The organism is Halorientalis brevis, from assembly GCF_042678165.1.
Classification (GTDB): domain Archaea; phylum Halobacteriota; class Halobacteria; order Halobacteriales; family Haloarculaceae; genus Halorientalis; species Halorientalis brevis.
This window is the reverse complement of record NZ_JBHUDJ010000003.1, coordinates 473,297-491,897: the sequence shown is the minus strand read 5'-3', so window position 1 is coordinate 491,897 and position 18,601 is coordinate 473,297. Positions and strand designations below refer to the sequence as shown.

Sequence of the window (18,601 nt, the reverse complement as noted above, 5' to 3'; positions counted from 1 at the left end):
CAGCCCCATACTCCGGTATGCGAATCGCCGTCTTCGGAGCTGGGTACGCCGGTCTCACCCTCGCGCGTCGCCTGGAACGGACGCTACCGCCCGACGTGGAACTCGTCGTCGTCGACGAGGACGAGTATCACCTCGTCCAGCACGAAATCCATCGCGCGATTCGCCGGCCGGCGATCGCCGACGACCTACGGATCCCACTCACGGAGGTGCTCGACCGTGCCGACGTACGACGGGCACGGGTCACCGACGTCGAAAGCGACGCCGGCGTCGCGACGCTCGCCGACGGCGAGACGCTCACCTACGACGTGGGGGCAGTCTGTCTCGGTGCCGAAACCGCCTTCTACGACCTCCCCGGGCTGCAATCCCATGCGACGCCGCTGAAACGACTCGAAGACGCAGCGCGGATTCGAGCCGACTTCCTCGACGTCGCCACGGGCGACGACACGGCACAGGTCGTCGTCGGTGGTGCGGGACTGTCCGGCATCCAGACTGCCGGCGAACTGGCCGCGCTCGCCCGGGAGGAGGGCGTCGCGGGCGACGTGGAGATTCGACTGCTCGAACAGAAAGCCGCCGTCGCACCGAACTTCCCCGAACGGTTCCAGTCCGCCGTCCACGACGAACTGGTCGCACGCGACGTGGTCGTGCAGACGAACGCGACGGTCACGGAGGCAACAGACGCCGCCGTCCGTCTCACAGACGGCTCGACCGTCGCCTACGACCAGTTAATCTGGACCGGCGGGATTCGCGGACCGACGGCACTGGACGGCGAGCGTCCAATCGTCAGGAGCCATCTCCGACTCGTCGACGACACGTTCGTCGTCGGCGATGCGGCGCGGATCGTCGACGCCGACGGAGAAGCCGTGCCAGCCAGCGCCCAATCGGCAGTCCGTGCGGCCCGCGTCGCGGCCGACAACGTCGAGCGACTCGTCGAGTACGACCGGACCGACCGGCGCGGCTTCGAGCCGAGGCTGGCGAACTTCACGTTCGACTCGCCCGGCTGGCTGGTCTCGATCGGGAACGGCGCCGTCGCACAGGTCGGGTCCGCCGTCCTCACGGGATCCGCAGCAGTGGCACTGAAGACGACCGTCGGTGCCGGGTATCTCTCCTCGGTGGGAACCGTCCACCAGGCAGTCGATCTGGTTCGCGAAGAGTTCGGACTCACAGGAGAGACCACCAGCGAGGCCCAGCCGAGAGACGGGGAGCCCGGCGACTCCGACGACCGGATCGTGGGCGGCGAAAACCCAAACGAATGAACCCGCGACAGGCAGAGACTGACGACGGTGCGTCCAGCGAGTCGGTCAGCCGCCAGTGTGTCTGATGATGACCACGTCGTAGGCCGTATCGGCGGCGATGCTACTGCCGACGCTGGAGAGGGAGTTGACCACCTGCCCGGCGTTCTCGCTGCCGATGAACACCATCGTCGCGTCGAGTCGGCGGGCGACGCGTCGGAGGCGGTTGGCGATCGAGCTGACCTGTGCGTACTTCCCGACGACCTCGTAGTGGAACTTTGCGTCGGGGACGATTCGGGTCGCCTTCGAGCGGAGGCGCGCCGCGACGGCGTCGGTCTCTGGCGGACTGTCCGCGTTCAGCCCGGCGTTGGTTCTGGCGAACTCCGCGTTCCGTTTCGGGATGACGCTCACGGCGACGACCGACTCGTCGAATCGGCCGTGGAACTCGCCGGCGCGGGCCAGTGCCGCCTCGGACAGCGGCGAGCCGTCGAATGGAACAACGAAGGTCATAGTGAAACGGAGAGTACAGCGATCACAGGAGAGTGTCTGGGTTCGAGAAGGCCACCGTTACGAGGAGTTCAACGCGAGCTCGGGCGTCGTCCAGACGACGAAGTCGTCCTCGTCTTCGCGGTTGATGATGCCGTTGATGTATTCGGCGTCCTCGTCGGGCGAGTCGTTGACCTCGTCGTCCGACACCGGCGTGACCTGCCGGACTTCGTCGACGACCCAGCCGAGATGGCCCTGATCGCCGACTTCCTCGGAGTCGAAGACGATGATGAGGCTGCCGCCGACTTCCTCCTCGACTTCGAGCGCGTCCTTCGGATTGATGATGGTCGTCACCTGACCGCGGAGGTCGACGACGCCCTCGACGAACGAGGGAGAGTTGGGGACGCGAGTCATGTTCTCCAGTTCGACGATCTCTTCGATGTAGTCGATGTCGAGACAGAACCGCTCGTCGCCGAGTTCGAACTCCAGTACGCGGGTGCGAGCGCCGACGTGGGCAGTCCCGCGAGACGCCGCCGCGGCGCGGGCCGCCGCGACGCTCTGTTCGGCGCCGTCGAGCGTGGACTGGTCGTCCTCCTCGGTGACTGTCGTCGCCTGGTCCGGAATGGCGAACGTGTTACCGGCGTTCAGGTTGTCGACAGCAGACGACGCGTCGGTCGTGCTGACCGTCTGGGCGACGCCCGTCTGTGGCTCCGCCGCGTCGTCGGCCACGGCCGGCGCGTCGACGTCCGTTTTCTCGGCTTTCTCGTCGTGGGCGACCGCCTTCTCGGGCGAGTCGTCGAACTCGAAGCCGCTCTCCTCGACGCCGGACCCGTCGTCCTCAGTTTCCGTCTCCTGGCCGTTGGTTGAGTCGGCGGCCGAGGGTGCAGGTTCCGTCTCCTGGCCGTTGGTTGAGTCGGCGGCCGTGGATTCGGGCTCGGTTGAGGTCGTCGCGTCGTCTACCGGTTGGTCCTCCGAGGCCATCTCCGATTCGCTGCCACGGTCGGACGTCTCAGTCGCCTCGTCGGATTCCGTCTCGGTGTCGTCGGTTTCACCGGCACCGTCCGCCGTGGGACGTTCGTCTGTGTCGCCATCGCGGGATCGGCCACGGCGACGTCCCTCGCGCATTTCTCGTAGTCGATCCGCCCGATTCATCCGGTCGTTGTCGTCAGTGTCCTCATCAGTCATGCTGTCACCTCCTCGACGAAGCCGAACTGCTCGTCGAGGTCTGCCGCGATGTCCAGGAAGACGTCGGTCATGTCGACGTTCGCGTCGTAGGCGAACACGGAGTTGCCCTGGGAGAACGCCCGCTGCAGCGCGACGCGTTTGCGGACCTGCCACACCGGCACGTCCGAGAACACGGCCTCGAACCACTCGAGCATCTCCTCGTCCTCGTTCGTCGATTCGACCCGGTTGGCGACGACGCCGACTTCCGAGACGGAGATGCCGGTCCGGTCTTCGAGGGCGGCCACCTGGTCGAACAGGAGTTCGATGGCGCGCTCGGACGTCGCCTCGGTCAGCGCCGGGATGAGAACGTTCCGCGTCGCGTAGATGGCCGTGTCGGTCAACTGGCCGTAGAACGGGGGCGAGTCGACGATGACGTAGTCGTAGTCGTCGGCCACCACGTCGAGGGCTCGGTCGAGGTGGTCCATCGGTTCCGACCCGGCGATAGTCTCCGGCGTGACGACGTTCGTCAGTGCCGACAGCGCCGACGGGTCGGCGTCGATAGCGGGATCGGACTCGATCGTCGCCATCGCGTCGGCGAGCGTCAGTTCGTGTTCGGCCTCCAGCAACTCGAAGTGGCTGGGGAGCACGTCCATCTCCTCGTGGGAGACGATGACGTCACGGATCACGTCCCGCTGCGTGGCGTCGGTCAGGACGTCGAACAGGGTCGGCGGGTCCCTGTCGTAGGCATCGACCAACCCGAGCCCTTCGGTTGCGTTCCCCTGCGGGTCCAGATCGACGAACAACACGTCGTGGCCACGCTCGTTGAGCGCGCCCGCGATGTTGATAGCGACTGTCGTTTTCCCCGTCCCGCCTTTCGCGTTCGTCACGCAGATCGACGCAGGACGGTCTTGCTCCCGGCTCATCGATAACTATCGGGGTGTCAGTCCCACCAACTAATAAAAATAAGCTCCCGATTCTCAATTGTTGTAGCAGTGCAGGGCGGGAAATCCGCCGCTCAAAAGCGGGCGACCGGTCCGTCGTCGGTGTCCTCGACCGTGATGCCGAGGGCTTCGAGTTCGTCCCGGAGGTCGTCCGCCCGCTCGTAGTTGCCGGCCTCGCGCTCTGATTCGCGGACCGAGAGCACGAGATCGGCGAGTTCCTGTGCGACTCGAACGTCACCGTCGGTGTCGCCACCGAACGAGAGTCCGAGGACGCCCTCGCCGAACGCCTCGAACGTCTCGATCGCGCGTCGAAGCCCGACGTAATCGTACTCGTCGTGCTCGTCGACGTGACGGTTGACAGCTCCGGCCAGATCGAGCAGCGCCGTCATCGCTTCGCGGGTGTTGAAGTCGTCGTTCATCGCCGTCTCGAAGTCCGAACGGGCGGTCTCGACGCCCGCTCTGAGGGGGTCGTCGGGGACTTTCGTGTGTGCGTCGACGCTGTCCGCCGCCTCGACGGCCCGCTGGTAGCCGCGTTCGAGACGCTCCCAGCGTTCGGTGGCTTCCTGGACGGTCTCTTCGCTGTAGACGGCGCTGTTGGCGTAGGCCGTCGAGAGCAGGAACGTGCGGGCGACGTTGGCGCCGTGCTCGGCGACGAACTCCGCGACGGTGAAGAAGTTCCCCAGCGAGGAGGACATCTTCTCGCCTTTGGTTTCGAGCAGGCGGACGTGGAGCCAGTAGCGGGCGAACGTCTCGCCCGTGGCGGCCTCGCTCTGGGCGATCTCGTTCTCGTGGTGGGGAAAAACCAGGTCCTGGCCGCCGACGTGGATGTCGATGGTGTCGTCGAGGTGTGTCATGCTCATCGCCGAGCACTCGATGTGCCAGCCGGGGCGGCCCTCGCCCCACGGCGAGTCCCAGGTCTGGGCGGTCTCGCAAGCTTCTTCGGCCGGTGCGGCCTCCTCGTGCTGGTGTTCGGCGATGTCCCCTTCGCTGACGCCGTCGGCTTTCCAGAGTGCGAAGTCGGCCGGGTTGCGCTTGTCCGAGCGCTCGTCGGGGTCGCCCTGCGAGTCCAGTTCCTCGACGTCCTGGTTCGAGAGTTTCCCGTAGTCCTCGAACTCGGTGACGTCGAAGTACACCGACCCGTTGACCTCGTATGCGTAGCCCTTCTCGACTAACGTCTCGACGAGGTCGATGATCTCGGGGACGTGCTCGGAGACGCGTGGGTACACCTCCGTCCGCAGGAGATTGAGCGAGCGCATGTCCCGAATGGTCTGACCGACGTAGTGTTCGGCGACCGCGGCTTCGCTCGCTCCGTCCTCGCCGACGCGGGCGACGATCTTCTCGTTGACGTCGGTGAAGTTCTCGACGTGACGGACGTCGTAGCCCAGGTGTTCGAGCCAGCGGTGCATCACGTCGACGTGGACCCACCCGCGAGCGTGGCCCAGATGGGCCGGGTCCGAGGTCGTCAGGCCACAGTAGTAGAGCAGAACCGAGTCGGGATCCTGTGGCTCGAACGCCTCGCGCTCACCGGTGAGGGTGTTCGTCACACGAAGGGTCATTACGACCTACCAGACGGGGCCGGCGTTTCAACGCTACGATAGCGCGGAGTTTACGAACGATCGGGAACGGTCTCCAGTGCCGCCTCGACAGCGCGAAGTGCGTCCGGTCCCGCCCGCCGTGAGACGACGACGGTGAGCGCGTCGCTCGCAGTCCCAGCAGCCTCGACGTCGATTCCTTCTGCCCCAAGATGGGTCAACACGTGTCCGAGCGACCGTGCATCCACGTCACCACCGGCGAGGATGGCAGTCAACGACCCGCCGCCGGACACGAGTCGCGTCTCGCCGACGGTGAGCAGTGCGTCCGCTTGGTCTGCATCCTCGGCGACACCCACGCCGCTCTCCATGTTTACCCGAGCGTCCCGCCCAGTCGCGTCGTACTCGGGCAAGTCCTCGGCGTATCGGCGGAGTGCGGCCACGACCGCCTCCTGGTCGTCGACGCCCAGATCGAGAAAGCGAGCAGCAGCGGTGTAGTTGACCACGCCAGCCCGGAGTGCCTCGTAGAGGAACGGGTTCGCCCGGACCGCCTCGCGGGTGCGTTCAGCCAGCGACATACTCGCTCCGGCGAGCGCCGACGACAAAAGCCCGCCGGGTTAAAAGTGACCGCAGTATTGTTGCAAACCAGCCATGTGAGACAACATCATACGTACTGCTGTGTCAACGGGTGACCGGAACGGTGGGGGAACCGCCAGCGGGTCCAGCCGCCTGACACGAGGCAATCATGGCAACGAACGACGATCCCTGTGCGAACTGCGCCGCCTGTGGCGACTGTGAGCGCATCGACGTGGAACCGGAGACCGACCAGCGCGACGTGGCCGACGCAGACATCGAGAAGCCCTACTCCGAGGAGGTGAACGAGTGACAGCGAAGTCCCTAAGACCGACCTCTCCCTAGACGCGGGTATGCAAGCGCTGGTCATCGCGGCGCACGGATCGCACCTCAGCGCGGGGTCTGCCACACCGACGTTCGATCACGCAGACACCATCCGCGAATCGGGGGCGTTCGACGAAGTGCGGGAGTGTTTCTGGAAGGAGGAACCGTCCTTCCGAGAAGTCCTGCGCACCGTCGAGAGCGACGAGGTATACGTCGTCCCGCTGTTCATCAGCGAGGGCTACTTCACCGAACAGGTCATCCCACGGGAACTCCGTCTGGAGGAGTGGGACGTCGACCAGTGGGACTCTGACGGGACGTCGGCCACCCACACGACGGTGACGGCAACCGACACGGACCAGACCGTACACTACTGTGGCCCTGTCGGAACGCACGACGCGATGAGCGACGTGATCGTCCAGCGCGCCGACAGCGTCACGGGCGACCGCTCGGTCGACGACGGGGAGTTCGGGCTCGCGGTCGTCGGCCACGGCACCGAGCGCAACGAGAACAGCGCCAAGGCAATCGAGTATCACGCCGACCGCATCCGCGAACAGGGCCGCTTCGGCGAGGTCGAAGCGCTGTTCATGGACGAAGACCCCGAGGTCGACGACGTGACGGACTACTTCTCGACCGAGGACGTCGTCGTCGTCCCGCTGTTCATCGCGGACGGGTACCACACCCAGGAGGACATCCCCGAGGACATGGGACTGACCGACGACTACCGGAAGGGATGGGACACGCCCACCGAAGTCGACGGCCACCGTATCTGGTACTCCGGTGCCGTCGGGACCGAACCGCTGATGGCCGACGTGGTGCTCGAACGTGCCGCCGACGCCGGTGCCGACGTCGGCGACGCCATCGAGCGCGTCCGCCGGGAAACCAGTAGCGCCGGCCCAGCCGCCGGCGACTGAGGACGAAGCCGACCATCACACCCGGGAAGGGTTTTTTATTTGTGCATCGACACAAGGGGGTATGGCCAGGTCGCGGGTTCTCTTGCTCGGACCGAGGCGAACGCTCCCCGAGGGACTGACCGCAGGGGACTGCGCCAGCGCGATTACGACAGCGTTCCCCGACGTCGACGTCGAGACCGTCACCTCACCAGCGGCCGCACTCGCCGCACTGGACGGGGGAGTCGCCTGTCTCGTCAGTAGTCTGCCCCTCGACGACGAGGGTCTCGCCTTTCTGCGCGACGTCCGCGACCGGAACCAGAACGTTCCGATCGTCTATCTCGCGAACGCACCGAACGAGCGAGTGCCCGTGGACGCGCTGTCACTCGGCGTAACCGAGCATCGGTGTCTCCGCACGGCCGACGATCCGGCCGACGAGTTGGCCGCGGCAGTCCGGTCCGTGCTTCCCGAAGCCGAACCGGACGACCCGCCGGCCGCGACAAGCGAATCGCGCCAGACCGAGGACGCGGCCGGCGACGACGCGGGTCGATACCGACAACTGGTCAGGCACATCGCCGACCCGGTGTACATGATCGACGACGCGGGGTACGTCACGATGGTCAACGAGGCACTCTTGACGAAGGGCGGGTTCGAGCGCGAGGAGTTCGTCGGGACGCACGTCAGCGAGGTCATGCCCCCGGACGACGTCGAGCAGGGGACCGAGATCATCCTCGAACTGGTTCAGTCCGAGGTGACCGAGAGCGAGACGTTCGAGATGGAGATTATCCACGCTGACGGAACCCGCCGGGAGTACGAAGACCACGTCTCGGTGATGTACGACGAGGCGGGCGCCTACGAGGGATCGGTCGGGATCGTCCGCGACATCGAGGAACGCAAGGAGCGCGAGCGCGAACTCGAACAGTACGAAACCATCGTCGAAACCGTCCCGGACGGCGTGTTCGTGCTCGACGAGGCGGGACGCATCGTCGGCGGCAACGAGCGCGCGGCCGAGATGGTCGGCATCGAGAAGGGCGCTGCCGTGGGCACGTCGGTGTCCGATCTCGTCGAGCAGGGGATCCTGCGCGCGACGATACTGGAAACGTACAGCGAGATCGTCAGCGACCTCGTCTCCGATGCGTCCGACCGGGAGACCGACCGCTTCGAGTTCACGGTCCGACCGAACGGGTCCGACGAAGAGCGGATCTTCGAGGCGCGGATCGCGCTCCGCCCGTACGACGACGCGTTCCGGGGAACGGTCGGAGTGGTGCAGGACGTCACGGATCGCAAGCAACGCATCGAGGAACTCGAACGGTACGAGACGATCGTCCAGGCGATCCCGGACACGCTGTGGGCTGCCGACGAAGACGGCTACTTCACGTTCATCAACGAGGCCGGTGCCGAACAGTTCGGGTACACCCAGGCGGAGATCGAAGCGAACGAGATCCACTTCTCGGAGATCGTCAGCGACGACGAAGTCCAGAAGTTCTCAGAAGCGCTGGTGCGGCTGCTCTCCGACGAGTACGACACCGGTGAGAACGCCGTCGTCCAGTACACGGGCATCAGGAAAGACGGGCGCCGCTTCCCGGCCGAGACGTACCTCTCCCCGATGGAACCGACCGCAGCGGGCGTCGCCAGTGCCGGCATCGCACGCGACATCACCGAGCGCAAGCAGCGCGAGGAGCGAATCGAAGTGCTCGATCGCGTGCTCAGACACAACCTCCGCAACGACCTCAACGCGATTCTCGCCAACGCCGAGTTACTGAGCGATCGGCTCCGAACGCGACACGACGACGAGGCGGGAGCCAGGATCGCCGAGGTGGCCACGTCCCAGACGGAACAACTCGTCGAGACCAGTAGCGACGTCAGGCAGATCCAGCGAGCGCTCGAACGGGATCGGATGGACCACCCGGAGATCGACGCCGTCGACCTCGTCTCCGACGTGCTCGCGTCGTTCCAGTCGGCCAATCCCGGCGTGACCATCGAGACCGACCTGCCGGACCGAGCCGTCGTCGAAGCCGACGAGTCGCTCGAACTGGTCGTCGAGAACGTCGTCGAAAACGCGATCGAACACCACGACAGCGACCACCCGAAGATCGAGGTCACGATCGCAGAACAGGATCGCGAGCGCGGCGAGTGGTTCGAGATCACCGTCCGCGACGACGGCCCGGGGATTCCGTCACAGGAACTGGTCGCGGTCGACGATGACCGAACCGTCACACCGCTGCAACACGGGAGCGGCATCGGACTGTGGGCCGTCGCCTGGATCGTCCAGTCGTTCGGCGGGAGCGTCGACGTGGCGGCAGACGGAGCCGGCAGCGTCGTCACCCTCTCGCTCAGGAAGGCGCGGTAAGGCCGACCGCACGCGCGGGTTCGACCGTTTTTCAGACCTGGAAAAGGACGCCCGGTTTTTAAACCGTACCCATTCGTTGCGTGAGGTGTGAGTGAGGATTGGGAGTTACACGAGGTGCTCGACCTGCTGAGCGACGAGTACGCTCGCTCAATCCTCGCAGCAACGAGCGTCGAACCCATGTCTGCCAACGAACTCAGCGAGCAATGTGATGCGTCCCTGCCGACCGTCTACCGGCGTATCGAGTGGCTCCAGGAGTACGACCTGATCGAAGCACAGACCAGAGTGGAGTTGAGTGGAAACCACCACAAGGTGTTCTCGGCGACGCTGGCCGAGTTCTCGATGGAACTCGACGACGGCGCCTACGAGGGAACCATCGAGCGAACCTCCCGCGCGGACTTCCCGGAGGAGGAAGACACCGCCGACCGGTTCACTCGCATGTGGGAGAACCTCTGACCATGGTGGTTTCGACCACGCTCGTCAACTGGGCCATCATCGCGCTCGCCTTCGGCTCGACGGTGTTAGGAACCTACATCGCCTACCAGGCCTACCGAGGCTTCCGGCGCAACGAGAGCCGTCCGATGCAGTTCCTCTCGATCGGCCTTCTCCTGCTGACGGGCGTCGCGTTCGGCACCGCCTTCGTCGGCTCGGTCCTGCTCCGCGAGGGACTGATACCCATCCGCTACCGCCAGCCGCTGACCCTGCTGACGCGACTCTTCCAGTTCCTGGGGGTCGCGTTCATCGCGTACTCGCTGCACAGACGACCCTGACGGGACGGGACGACGCTCACGCGCACACTCTCACTCACACTGGACTGCGACACTGCTGTTCACCAGCGTTTTGCTGCCGTCACTCCCGCTGGCGGCGTATCGAGACTCCCAGCAGCATGACGCCTGCGACCGGCGGTGTCGACGGTCGCCACCGGTTCACCGAACGGATCTGCAGTCAACGGGCGCTTCGTTTCTGTGTCGGATACCTGCGGGCACTCACGACAGGGGAAGCTACTACCCACGGGAAACAAAAGACGACAACGGAACACCCACACGAGTAGAGAGCAGCGTCAGCGGGGACCTGGAAGGCGCGTCAGCGGAGACCGGGAGGGCGCGTCAGCGGAGACCGGGAGGGCGCGTCAGCGGAGACCGGGAGGGCGCGTCAGCGGAGATTCGGACAGCGACGAGCCAGAACGGCAGGTGAGCACGCAGGCCTCACGCGCACTCGACGGAGGCCGCGACGTCGACCAACTGGGCGCGTGAGAGGCCACCCGAGACCGAGTACCGGGAGCCGTCACACGACCAGACGATCATTCCGGCAGAGCCGAACTCGTGGTAGCTGCCGGTCCGTTGGCCGATCTGCACCGTCTCGTTGGAATCAGTCCCGTTGTACGTCGTCTCGTTGGCCTTGGTCACCGTGAGCCGCGTCGACTCGTTTCGGTACTGGAGGGAGACCGACCGACGGTCACCGCGGGTGACTCGCCCCTGTTCCAGGGAGAACCCCGCAGGGAGGTCCGGTTCCGGCAGGGACATCGTCGCGTTGGCCCGAAGATCGGCCAGCGAGTCGTACACGCGCGAGTCGGGGAGCGAGACGTCAGACGTGTTCGCGTCAGCGGGGACGTCGAGCGCGAACTTCGAGTCCGGGATCGTCGGGTTCAGTTCGACGTTCTCGTACCGCGTGACCGAACTGAAGTTCACCCGATCGGAGTTGGACGCCGTTTCGACGCGGACCGGGAAGTGCGTATCCGCGTCGAGCCAGGCGGTGATCGTCGCCTGCTCGCTTGCCATGGAGGCGTTGGGCTCCAGGCGGACGCGGTACGTCTTCTCGCCGTCGACCTGTTCGGTCCCGAGCGTTTCGACCGTCATCGAGTCCACGACGGACCCGATCATCGTCACGCTCGCGCTGCCGGACTGGCCCATCTGGTAGTTCGAGCGGTTGATGCGGGTGAGCTCGTTCGATTCCCGACTGTAAGTCACCACCATGGTCTCGTTGATGACGGTGACCATCCCCTCGGTGTAGGGGGAGGAAACCACTTCACGACGGACCTGCCCGGTTTCCGGGCGTGCCCAGACCTTCGTCGTCGTGTTGGTCTCGTTCTCACCGAACTCGCTGTGGGAGACCACCGTGGCAGTGTAGCTGTCGAGTTCAGACAGCCGTTGTTTGAACGCCGCAGCGACGTCACCGTCGCCGTCGCCGTCGATCGACTCGTTCGTCGGCGTCGCGTCGCCGGGGGAGGTAGTCGTGTTCGTCCCGGGGTCGCTGCCGACACAGCCGCTCAGGCCGAGTGCAGCAGCCACCACCACCACCAGGACGACAGATCGAACCGTCCGTGAAACCATGCACGTCACCGTAGTACCGAATCCCCCATAAGCCGAGAAGGACAGTTTCCGGCCTGGAAAGTTACCCCAAGATATTAATAACAGGTTTCCAACCGGCCGACAACGACGCGAAAGGCCGACTTTATTCCGGTGGCATCCCTCGGTCCTCGTATGATCGAGACGGCGGTCGACCACCTCATCGAGGCAGCAAACGAGGGCGACGGCGTCGAGTTCGACGGGCTCCACGTCCAGGCAACCGACGATGGATACGAGTTCCGGACGCCCCAGACCGAGCAGTCGGGACTCTCGGCCGAGCAACTCCGTGACGTGGCGTCGGAGCAGGCAGCGTACGTCACGAACTGGCACTTCTTCAGCGACGTGGCGTCCGACGAACCGGCCCGGTGGGCGTTCCTCCGGTGGCTCGAACACGCCGACGAGGACGACGTGCTGGCTCGGTACGGTGCGCTCGACGACGGACGCACGCGCGAGTGGGGACAACTCCACGTGACCGTCGAGCGCGACGACACCGGCGCTCGCCGGTACGACCTCCGGCACGTCGACGACGTGGACACGCCCGACGACGAGCTTCGCGTCCACGAGGACCCACTGGACGCACGGGACCTCGTCCGACACGACGAGACGGGGCGATACCGGCCGCTGAAAACCGCGCCGACGCTCCGCAGCGGCTGGGTCTTCCCAGATCTCGGTCCGGCGGCGCTGGTCGAGACGGTCGAGTTCGTCTATCCGGCGACGATCGCCAACTGGCATCGCGAGCGGGAGGGAGAACTGGACGTCTCACACTGGCACGAGACGGTCGAGCGCCAGACCGGCATCTACGGCGTCGTCGAGACGTGGGACCGACAGGAAGGCCACGAGCACGTCGACTGGGTCGCTGAGGCCTGCTGTGCCGACTCCCAGTGTCTGAAACGGCGGGAGTGGGAGTACGACGACGAGACCGACCTTGACGTCGACGGCGGCGACGGCGAGTTCCCGTGTCGGGAGCCCTGTTCGATGGTCATCTCTGCCGCCCGTCGCTGGACGAAACTCGAAGCCGAGCAGTCACAGACCTACGAGTTCGAGTTGACTCCCAGCGAGAAAGAACAGATCGAAGAGATCATCGACGCCGTCGCCGACGACCGCACGGACGAGATTCGGGAAGCCGACACGCGAGAGGGGGCGAACCGCTACCGAGCGCGGTTCCTCCGTGCGAAACGCTTCGACGACGACGGGAACCTCTGTGGCGTCCCGACCGAACGCGAGGACGACCAAGACGAGTCCGGCCACTGACGCCGGTCACTGCTGAGCGAGGAGGTAGCCGGCGACGAGCACGGCACAGAAGACGAGCACCGCGCCGACGGCGACGACCGTGCTCTCGAAGACCGCGGCCGAACCGACAGCGACGAGGAGTGCGAGGAGCCCCAGACTGGCGACGGGAAGGACGGGACTGTCACCGAGCAGCGGGGTGCCGGCCGCCTCGTCGGATTCGTCCTCGTCGCGGGGTTGTGGCTTCGCGAGTTCCTCGTCGATCTCGACGGCGTCGTCTTCGTCCGGTTCCAGCACTTCGACGTCGACCCAGCGAGTCACGGCCCCGTAGCCCGAGACGAGTTTGATCTTGCCGAACACGTGGTCGGTTCCGTGGACGCTGACGGGAATCTCCTTGGTCGCGTTGGCTTCGACGTAGAAGTTCGTGTCTTCGATGGACGCGATCTCGGGGAGTCCGTCGTCGAGATGGACGTGAATCCGGCTCGCCTCACCGTGGTTCGTGACCGCGAGGACGAACGAGTCCGCGGTCTCGAACGACGGCGGGACCTCCAGGGAGTGACGTTCCTGGCGGTTGATGTACACGGGTAGCGTGTCGGGCACGACCGACTCTGCGCGCGGCTTCGGGAAAAAGGTTCAGTTTATGCGGGAGACTCTTCGCGCATGTCCGGGGGCAACAGGTTCGGGATGCCCTCCTCGACGGGGTACTCCTCGCCGCACTCGGAACACACCAGTCGCCCCTCGATGACCTCGCCCTCGTCGTCACGCTGGGTGACCTCGAGTTCCAGGTCGCTTTTGTCCAGCGGACAACAGATGATGTCCATCAAGTCCTCTTGCATGAGTGAACGTGCGACCGGGGCGGTCAAAAACGTGCCGGACCGCCGCGTTCTCACGGTCTGGGGACGAAGTCGGCCACTTATGCCGATCTCGCGGGTAGCACCACCCATGACAGCCGACGAGACGCTGTACGAGAGGCTCGGGGGTCGCGAAGCGATCCGCGCCGTCGTGGACGATTTCTACGCGCGCCTCCTCGCGGACGACGAGCTGGGCCCCTTCTTCGCCGACACGGACATGGAGTCGCTGAAAGAACACCAGACGGACTACCTCTGCGAGGCCGCGGGCGGCCCCGCCGAGTACACCGGTCCGGACATCCGGACAGCGCATCTCCACGTCCCGTTTACCGAAGCACTGCTCGACCGGTCGATCGAGCACCTGCTCGCGAGCTTAGACGAGTTCGACGTCACTGGCGAGGACAGAGAGGCTGTCGTCGGCGCGATCACGACGCACGCGGACGATCTCCTCGCGACAGCCGACGAAAACGAGTGAAACGCTCAGGCCTCGAACGGCCGTTCGAGCACGATCGTCTGTGAGCGGTTCGGCCCGACGCCGACCGCGTAGATCGGCGTGTCCAGTTCCTCGCTGACGTAGTCGAGGTACGCACGCGCGTTCTCGGGGAGAGCCTCGTAGCCCTCGGCGGCGACCTGTTCCCAGTCGGGGTCCGGCCAGCCATCGAACGTGCGGAGGTTCGGCTCGCAGTCGCCCCAGCGTTCGGTCGTCGCGGGCATCGTGAACACTTCCTCGCCGTCGAGCTGGTAGGAGTGCCCGACTTTCACTTCGTCGAGCCCGGCGAGAACGTCGAGGTGGTTGATCGCGAGGCCGGTGAAGCCGCTCGCGCGCGCGGCGTGGCGGAGCATCGGCATGTCCAGCCAGCCGACGCGGCGCGGGCGACCGGTGACGGTGCCGTACTCCCCGCCCTCTTCGCGGATGTAGTGCGCGAGGTCTTCGGACTCCTCGTCGCCCTCCAGTTCCGTCGGGAGCGGGCCGGTGCCGACACGTGAGAGGTAGGCCTTGACGATCCCGATGATCTCACCCTGGCCGACGGTCGTCGGCCCGATGCCGGTGCCGGTACAGGCGCCGCCCGCGGTCGGGTTCGAGGACGTGACGTAGGGATAGATCCCGTGGTCGATGTCGATCGAGGTGCCCTGCGCGCCCTCGAACATGACGTTGTCGCCCTCGTCGATGCGGTTCTGGACGAACTCGCCGGCGTTGACGGCCATGCCGTTCTCGCGGAGGCGGCGGCCGTACTCGCTGAACTCCTCGTGAAGCGCGTCGACGTCGAACTCCTCGCCGGCGTCCATGCCGTAGACGTCCTCGACGATGGCGCGGTTGTACGGAACGACGTACTCCAGGCGCTCGCGGAGGACCTCGGGATCGAGCAGGTCGCCGATGCGGATGCCCCGCCGGCCGACCTTGTCCTCGTAGGTGGGGCCGATCCCCCGGCCGGTCGTCCCGGCTTCGAGGTCCGAATCGCTCTTGGCTTCCTCCTCGATTCCGTCCAGAACGCGATGATAGGGGAGAATCGTGTGTGCGCGCTTCGCGACGCGGACGTCCGGATCGAGTCCGCGCTCCTGTAGGCCGTCGATCTCGTCGAAGAGAGTGCGGGGATTCACGACGCAGCCGTTGCCCAGCAAGCCAACCTTCCCGCGGATGGCACCACTGGGTACCAACGACAGTTTGTACTCCTCGTCGCCCTCGACGACGGTGTGGCCGGCGTTGTCGCCACCCTGATAGCGGACGACGATGTCAGCGGCGTCGCCATACAAGTCGACGATGCCGCCTTTACCCTCGTCGCCGAGTTGCGACCCAACGATGGTTACGGTCATCAACGGCGTTTACGCCCACCGTGATAAACAGATTACGGTCCCCTCGCTGTCGCGAACCACCACCGTTACCGACGTCACGGGCAGCTGTTCGCGTCTTGCCCTGCTCACGTATCACAAACGTTTATCTACGTGCCAGTCGAATCGACGTATTCAGGCAGTTGTTTAAGTCGCCCCGACAGCAACCTTTAAAACCCGCGAACACAAGTTAACAATTGCCATGATAGACAGGCTTGAGAAGGAAGTCGATATGCTCGAGCGTCATCTGCAGGTCCTCCGGATGGTCATCGAGAACGAGCCGATCGGCATCGTGAAGATGTCGAACGAGACGGGCTACCCGCATCACAAGGTTCGCTACTCGCTGCGCGTGCTCGAAGAGGAGAACCTCATCGAGCCGTCGAGCCAGGGTGCCATCACGACCGAGCAGACCTCCGAGTTCGTCGACGATCTGGACGAGAAGATCAACCACATCATCGACAAGCTCGACGACATGAAAATCGAAGACGTCGCGGAAATCGAAAGTTAGAGCTCCGGCACGGAGAGCTCGAACTGCCCATCCAGGTACTGGACGAGACAGAGGTGGAACCCTTCTTTCCGTGACAGCTTGACGAAACTCTCTCGTTTGTCTCGACTCAGGAGACCGCTCCCAGTCGCGTCTTTGGCCGCTTCCATCGCTTCCGGATCGAAGAAGCTCGAGGTGACGAGGAACGAACCGGCCAGGGACTCCTTGGACTCGCCGACGCGGTTCGAGGCCGTAATCAGCGACTCCATCATCGACTGACTCGCCGGCTGGCGCGACTCGTTCATGTTCGCGACGACCAGCGGGTTCCCCATCCGGTCGCGGAGCACCACGTCGAAGGTCTCCTGGCTGCGTTGTTCCTGGCCCTCTTCTTCGTAGACGACGCTGATAGTGCCGTTCAGTTCGGCCCGGTCGATCTCGGGGAGCGCCTGGTAGAGATCACTGAGCCCGCCCTCGTGACCCGTGTCGCGGATTTCGTACGGGAGGACGCGCGTCGTCCACTCGACGAACTTGTACTGGAGCGTCCCGTGGAGGAACTCCGTGAACGGCTCGCCGTTGACCGCGACGTCCTCGGCGTCGAACTGGGTGTGGTGCTGGATGTCGAGGTTGTCGTTGACCGCGGTCGGTTCCGCGTTGCCCCGGTAGGCCGACTCCAGGGTCGCGTCACCCTTCGACTGGTAGCGGACGAACAGGTTGGTCCCGTCGATCACCTCGCCGGGGCTCATGCGGCGACGGTCCGCGATCGACTCGCCGCCGTCGTCACTCCGGAGTTCGCTGACGCGGCGTTCGAGTTGCTCGACGCGGTCCTGGAGTTCGTCTCGCTCGGCTTTGACTTCGTCCAGTTGTGCTTCGAGGTCGTCGCGCTCCCCTTCGACCGATTCGAGTTCGGCTTCGAGTCGCTCGATCTCGTCTTCGCGCTCCTGGAGTTCGGCTTCGAGGTCGCCCTGGTCACTGGACGCCGTCGCAGCGTCTGCACTCCCCGCGTGCTGGTCCCGTTGTCGTCCCGTCTGCTGGGACCCCTCGGACGGTTGCGTGGCCGGGGACGGACCGGCTGGTTGCTGTGGAGCGCTGTCTTGCGGTTGCTGGCGCGACGACCTGGTCGGTTGCTGGGCGCCCCGCTGGTGGCTCGCCTCCGCTGGCCGTCCGCCGGGCGCCGGCCGGTCTGGTTGCGGGTCGGGAGTCGGACTGGAACTCCCGTCGTCGCTCGCCGTCTTCGTCCGGCCCGGATCGAGCGACGGGATCGAACGCGTTTCAAGTCCACCGACGGCTTCGGTCGGCGTCGGTGCGCTCGCGGCGTCCCGCTGGCGAGTGTCGCCGCCGTTCCCGCTCGGTGACGCCTCGGCCGGCCCCGACGTCTGACCGCCGTTCTGGCTCGGCTGTGGCTCGCGGTGTGAGTGGCCCTGCTGGGGACGTTGTCCGCGCTCACGCTCCTGTGGCTGGGGGTCACGTCCCTGCGACGCGGTTCGCTCGCTGTCGGGCGACTGTGACGCCGACGACGGAGTGCTCGACGCTGGTTGCGATTGCTCCCGAGTGGCCTCCTGGTGCGCCCGATTGGCAGTCGCACCGTCAGCTCCGTCTCCGGACGGTGCCGCGGACGACTCGGCCGCGTGGGAGTCACCGGCGGCCGCACCCGGCGTAGAGGACGACTCGTCCGAGTCCACCGTCTCCGTGTCCGGCTCCTCAGTCGGTTCCGCCGCGGCCTCGTCCGACGAGTCGGCGGCGTCGCTCGTCTCGGCGTCGGTCGTCGCCGTCTCGATCGGCCCGGTGTCGTCAGACGGCGGCGTGGCTGGTTCCGGAATCTCGATGACGTCGATGTCGGCCGGTCGGACTTTGTAGATCCCGACCTCGCCCTGAGTGCGCTCGAAAGCTTCGTCCTCGATGAGCAGCTGCTGGCTCTCACCGACCCACGCGACGTTCATCGAGCGTCCCTGGTGGTAGACGATGTAGTAGTCACCGCTGAGAACGTTCTCAGAGAGTTCGACGTAACCGGTGAAGTTCCCGTCGGTCAGCGTCTGGTCGACCTCCGAGACCGGTGTCTCTTCCGTGTAGTACTGTGCGCGGACTTCGTCACTACGCTCCTGCATGACTGCGAGCAGCGGGAGAGCCGGTGAGGGCGCCTCGTGGACAGTGCCCGAGGCGTCCTCGAAGTCCTCGATATCGCCCTCGAGAACGCCGACCACCTTGCCTTTGGTCATGCACAGTCGGGTCGGTCCTGCCGTCACGATGCCGGAGAAGCGCTCGTCCGACAGCTCCTGTAAGCCACGGTAACCTCCGGAAAACGACCGTGACTCCCAGTTCCCGACCTGCTCGACCGTGCGTGTCGTCATTGCTATGACCAAGTCCCATGCGGTCCAAATACTTTGCGGGCTATG

At 65.4% G+C, this 18,601-nt stretch carries 19 protein-coding genes; 9 read left to right on the top strand and 10 right to left on the bottom strand.

Annotated features, from left to right (window positions below):
* The first annotated feature begins 17 nt into the window (after positions 1-17).
* Entirely contained in the window at positions 18-1,253 is a 1,236-nt protein-coding gene (locus tag ACFR9U_RS09640; protein ID WP_247374267.1) for an NAD(P)/FAD-dependent oxidoreductase, read from the top strand.
* A 45-nt stretch (positions 1,254-1,298) separates the two neighbouring features.
* On the opposite strand, the gene ACFR9U_RS09635 is transcribed toward ACFR9U_RS09640, so the two are convergent.
* The 5 genes from ACFR9U_RS09635 to ACFR9U_RS09615 all read right to left on the bottom strand — a co-directional run bounded on the left by ACFR9U_RS09635 (position 1,299) and on the right by ACFR9U_RS09615 (position 5,927).
* Complete coding sequence (locus tag ACFR9U_RS09635; protein ID WP_247374269.1) at positions 1,299-1,739, bottom strand: universal stress protein; 441 nt, start codon at positions 1,737-1,739, stop codon at positions 1,299-1,301.
* Positions 1,740-1,796: 57 nt separating this feature from the next.
* Complete coding sequence (locus ACFR9U_RS09630) at positions 1,797-2,900, bottom strand: chemotaxis protein CheW (RefSeq protein ID WP_247374272.1); 1,104 nt, start codon at positions 2,898-2,900, stop codon at positions 1,797-1,799.
* Positions 2,897-3,802 (bottom strand): ParA family protein, encoded by a 906-nt coding sequence (locus tag ACFR9U_RS09625; protein WP_247374274.1) that lies wholly within the window; start codon positions 3,800-3,802, stop codon positions 2,897-2,899. Before ACFR9U_RS09625 ends, ACFR9U_RS09630 begins: the two co-directional genes overlap by 4 nt.
* A 92-nt stretch (positions 3,803-3,894) precedes the next feature.
* Positions 3,895-5,376, bottom strand: coding sequence for a cysteine--tRNA ligase (cysS, locus tag ACFR9U_RS09620; RefSeq protein WP_247374276.1), 1,482 nt, complete (start codon positions 5,374-5,376; stop codon positions 3,895-3,897).
* A 50-nt stretch (positions 5,377-5,426) separates the two neighbouring features.
* Positions 5,427-5,927: a DUF7523 family protein gene (locus tag ACFR9U_RS09615; RefSeq protein WP_247374278.1), complete on the bottom strand. Its 501-nt coding sequence runs from the start codon at positions 5,925-5,927 to the stop codon at positions 5,427-5,429.
* Between the two features lie 167 nt (positions 5,928-6,094).
* On the opposite strand from ACFR9U_RS09615, the gene ACFR9U_RS09610 reads away from it, so the two are divergent.
* The 5 genes from ACFR9U_RS09610 (at position 6,095) to ACFR9U_RS09590 (ending at position 10,250) form a co-directional block, all read left to right on the top strand.
* The gene (locus ACFR9U_RS09610) at positions 6,095-6,235 is read left to right on the top strand and encodes a hypothetical protein (protein WP_247374280.1); all 141 of its coding nucleotides are present in this window, start codon (positions 6,095-6,097) and stop codon (positions 6,233-6,235) included.
* Between the two features lie 40 nt (positions 6,236-6,275).
* Complete coding sequence (locus ACFR9U_RS09605; protein WP_247374282.1) at positions 6,276-7,157, top strand: CbiX/SirB N-terminal domain-containing protein; 882 nt, start codon at positions 6,276-6,278, stop codon at positions 7,155-7,157.
* A 61-nt stretch (positions 7,158-7,218) separates the two neighbouring features.
* Positions 7,219-9,483, top strand: coding sequence for a PAS domain-containing sensor histidine kinase (locus ACFR9U_RS09600; protein ID WP_247374284.1), 2,265 nt, complete (start codon positions 7,219-7,221; stop codon positions 9,481-9,483).
* Between the two features lie 87 nt (positions 9,484-9,570).
* Positions 9,571-9,936 carry an ArsR/SmtB family transcription factor gene (locus tag ACFR9U_RS09595; protein ID WP_247374286.1) on the top strand — a complete coding sequence of 122 codons (366 nt, stop codon included), beginning with the start codon at positions 9,571-9,573 and terminating at the stop codon, positions 9,934-9,936.
* A gap of 2 nt (positions 9,937-9,938) precedes the next feature.
* Positions 9,939-10,250, top strand: a complete 312-nt coding sequence (locus ACFR9U_RS09590; RefSeq protein WP_247374288.1) for a DUF7521 family protein — start codon at positions 9,939-9,941, stop codon at positions 10,248-10,250.
* A 435-nt stretch (positions 10,251-10,685) separates the two neighbouring features.
* Here the strand turns inward: ACFR9U_RS09590 and ACFR9U_RS09585 are convergent, their stop codons facing one another.
* Positions 10,686-11,810: a LolA family protein gene (locus tag ACFR9U_RS09585; RefSeq protein ID WP_247374290.1), complete on the bottom strand. Its 1,125-nt coding sequence runs from the start codon at positions 11,808-11,810 to the stop codon at positions 10,686-10,688.
* A gap of 150 nt (positions 11,811-11,960) precedes the next feature.
* Here ACFR9U_RS09585 and ACFR9U_RS09580 point away from each other — a divergent pair, with 150 nt between their 5' ends.
* Positions 11,961-13,076, top strand: coding sequence for a DR2241 family protein (locus ACFR9U_RS09580; RefSeq protein WP_247374292.1), 1,116 nt, complete (start codon positions 11,961-11,963; stop codon positions 13,074-13,076).
* 6 nt (positions 13,077-13,082) lie between these two features.
* On the opposite strand, the gene ACFR9U_RS09575 is transcribed toward ACFR9U_RS09580, so the two are convergent.
* Together ACFR9U_RS09575 and ACFR9U_RS09570 are read right to left on the bottom strand one after the other, a co-directional pair.
* A complete protein-coding gene (locus tag ACFR9U_RS09575) occupies positions 13,083-13,652 on the bottom strand; it encodes a DUF7524 family protein (RefSeq protein ID WP_247374295.1) in 570 nt (189 codons plus the stop codon).
* Between the two features lie 38 nt (positions 13,653-13,690).
* Positions 13,691-13,888 (bottom strand): methytransferase partner Trm112, encoded by a 198-nt coding sequence (locus tag ACFR9U_RS09570; protein ID WP_247374310.1) that lies wholly within the window; start codon positions 13,886-13,888, stop codon positions 13,691-13,693.
* A gap of 106 nt (positions 13,889-13,994) precedes the next feature.
* Between ACFR9U_RS09570 and ACFR9U_RS09565 the strand changes: the two genes are divergently transcribed.
* Positions 13,995-14,375 carry a truncated hemoglobin gene (locus tag ACFR9U_RS09565; RefSeq protein ID WP_247374322.1) on the top strand — a complete coding sequence of 127 codons (381 nt, stop codon included), beginning with the start codon at positions 13,995-13,997 and terminating at the stop codon, positions 14,373-14,375.
* A 5-nt stretch (positions 14,376-14,380) separates the two neighbouring features.
* Here ACFR9U_RS09565 and ACFR9U_RS09560 read toward each other — a convergent pair whose 3' ends face one another.
* On the bottom strand, positions 14,381-15,712 hold the full coding sequence (locus ACFR9U_RS09560; protein WP_247374324.1) for an adenylosuccinate synthase: 1,332 nt from the start codon (positions 15,710-15,712) through the stop codon (positions 14,381-14,383).
* Positions 15,713-15,929: 217 nt separating this feature from the next.
* Between ACFR9U_RS09560 and ACFR9U_RS09555 the strand changes: the two genes are divergently transcribed.
* Positions 15,930-16,235, top strand: coding sequence for a hypothetical protein (locus tag ACFR9U_RS09555; protein WP_247374327.1), 306 nt, complete (start codon positions 15,930-15,932; stop codon positions 16,233-16,235).
* On the opposite strand, the gene ACFR9U_RS09550 is transcribed toward ACFR9U_RS09555, so the two are convergent.
* Complete coding sequence (locus ACFR9U_RS09550) at positions 16,232-18,556, bottom strand: DUF7527 domain-containing protein (protein ID WP_379814210.1); 2,325 nt, start codon at positions 18,554-18,556, stop codon at positions 16,232-16,234. The two genes, ACFR9U_RS09555 and ACFR9U_RS09550, sit on opposite strands and share 4 nt — an antisense overlap.
* Positions 18,557-18,601 lie beyond the last annotated feature (45 nt).

Coding starts and splice junctions, on each gene's coding strand:
- ACFR9U_RS09625 (WP_247374274.1), bottom strand. CDS start 3,802: ATGAGCCGGGAGCAAGACCGTCCTGCGTCGATCTGCGTGACGAACGCG.
- ACFR9U_RS09590 (WP_247374288.1), top strand. CDS start 9,939: ATGGTGGTTTCGACCACGCTCGTCAACTGGGCCATCATCGCGCTCGCC.
- ACFR9U_RS09555 (WP_247374327.1), top strand. CDS start 15,930: ATGATAGACAGGCTTGAGAAGGAAGTCGATATGCTCGAGCGTCATCTG.
- ACFR9U_RS09615 (WP_247374278.1), bottom strand. CDS start 5,927: ATGTCGCTGGCTGAACGCACCCGCGAGGCGGTCCGGGCGAACCCGTTC.
- cysS (WP_247374276.1), bottom strand. CDS start 5,376: ATGACCCTTCGTGTGACGAACACCCTCACCGGTGAGCGCGAGGCGTTC.
- ACFR9U_RS09600 (WP_247374284.1), top strand. CDS start 7,219: ATGGCCAGGTCGCGGGTTCTCTTGCTCGGACCGAGGCGAACGCTCCCC.
- ACFR9U_RS09640 (WP_247374267.1), top strand. CDS start 18: ATGCGAATCGCCGTCTTCGGAGCTGGGTACGCCGGTCTCACCCTCGCG.
- ACFR9U_RS09565 (WP_247374322.1), top strand. CDS start 13,995: ATGACAGCCGACGAGACGCTGTACGAGAGGCTCGGGGGTCGCGAAGCG.
- ACFR9U_RS09580 (WP_247374292.1), top strand. CDS start 11,961: ATGATCGAGACGGCGGTCGACCACCTCATCGAGGCAGCAAACGAGGGC.
- ACFR9U_RS09630 (WP_247374272.1), bottom strand. CDS start 2,900: ATGACTGATGAGGACACTGACGACAACGACCGGATGAATCGGGCGGAT.
- ACFR9U_RS09560 (WP_247374324.1), bottom strand. CDS start 15,712: ATGACCGTAACCATCGTTGGGTCGCAACTCGGCGACGAGGGTAAAGGC.
- ACFR9U_RS09585 (WP_247374290.1), bottom strand. CDS start 11,810: ATGGTTTCACGGACGGTTCGATCTGTCGTCCTGGTGGTGGTGGTGGCT.
- ACFR9U_RS09570 (WP_247374310.1), bottom strand. CDS start 13,888: ATGCAAGAGGACTTGATGGACATCATCTGTTGTCCGCTGGACAAAAGC.
- ACFR9U_RS09610 (WP_247374280.1), top strand. CDS start 6,095: ATGGCAACGAACGACGATCCCTGTGCGAACTGCGCCGCCTGTGGCGAC.
- ACFR9U_RS09605 (WP_247374282.1), top strand. CDS start 6,276: ATGCAAGCGCTGGTCATCGCGGCGCACGGATCGCACCTCAGCGCGGGG.
- ACFR9U_RS09635 (WP_247374269.1), bottom strand. CDS start 1,739: ATGACCTTCGTTGTTCCATTCGACGGCTCGCCGCTGTCCGAGGCGGCA.
- ACFR9U_RS09550 (WP_379814210.1), bottom strand. CDS start 18,556: ATGACGACACGCACGGTCGAGCAGGTCGGGAACTGGGAGTCACGGTCG.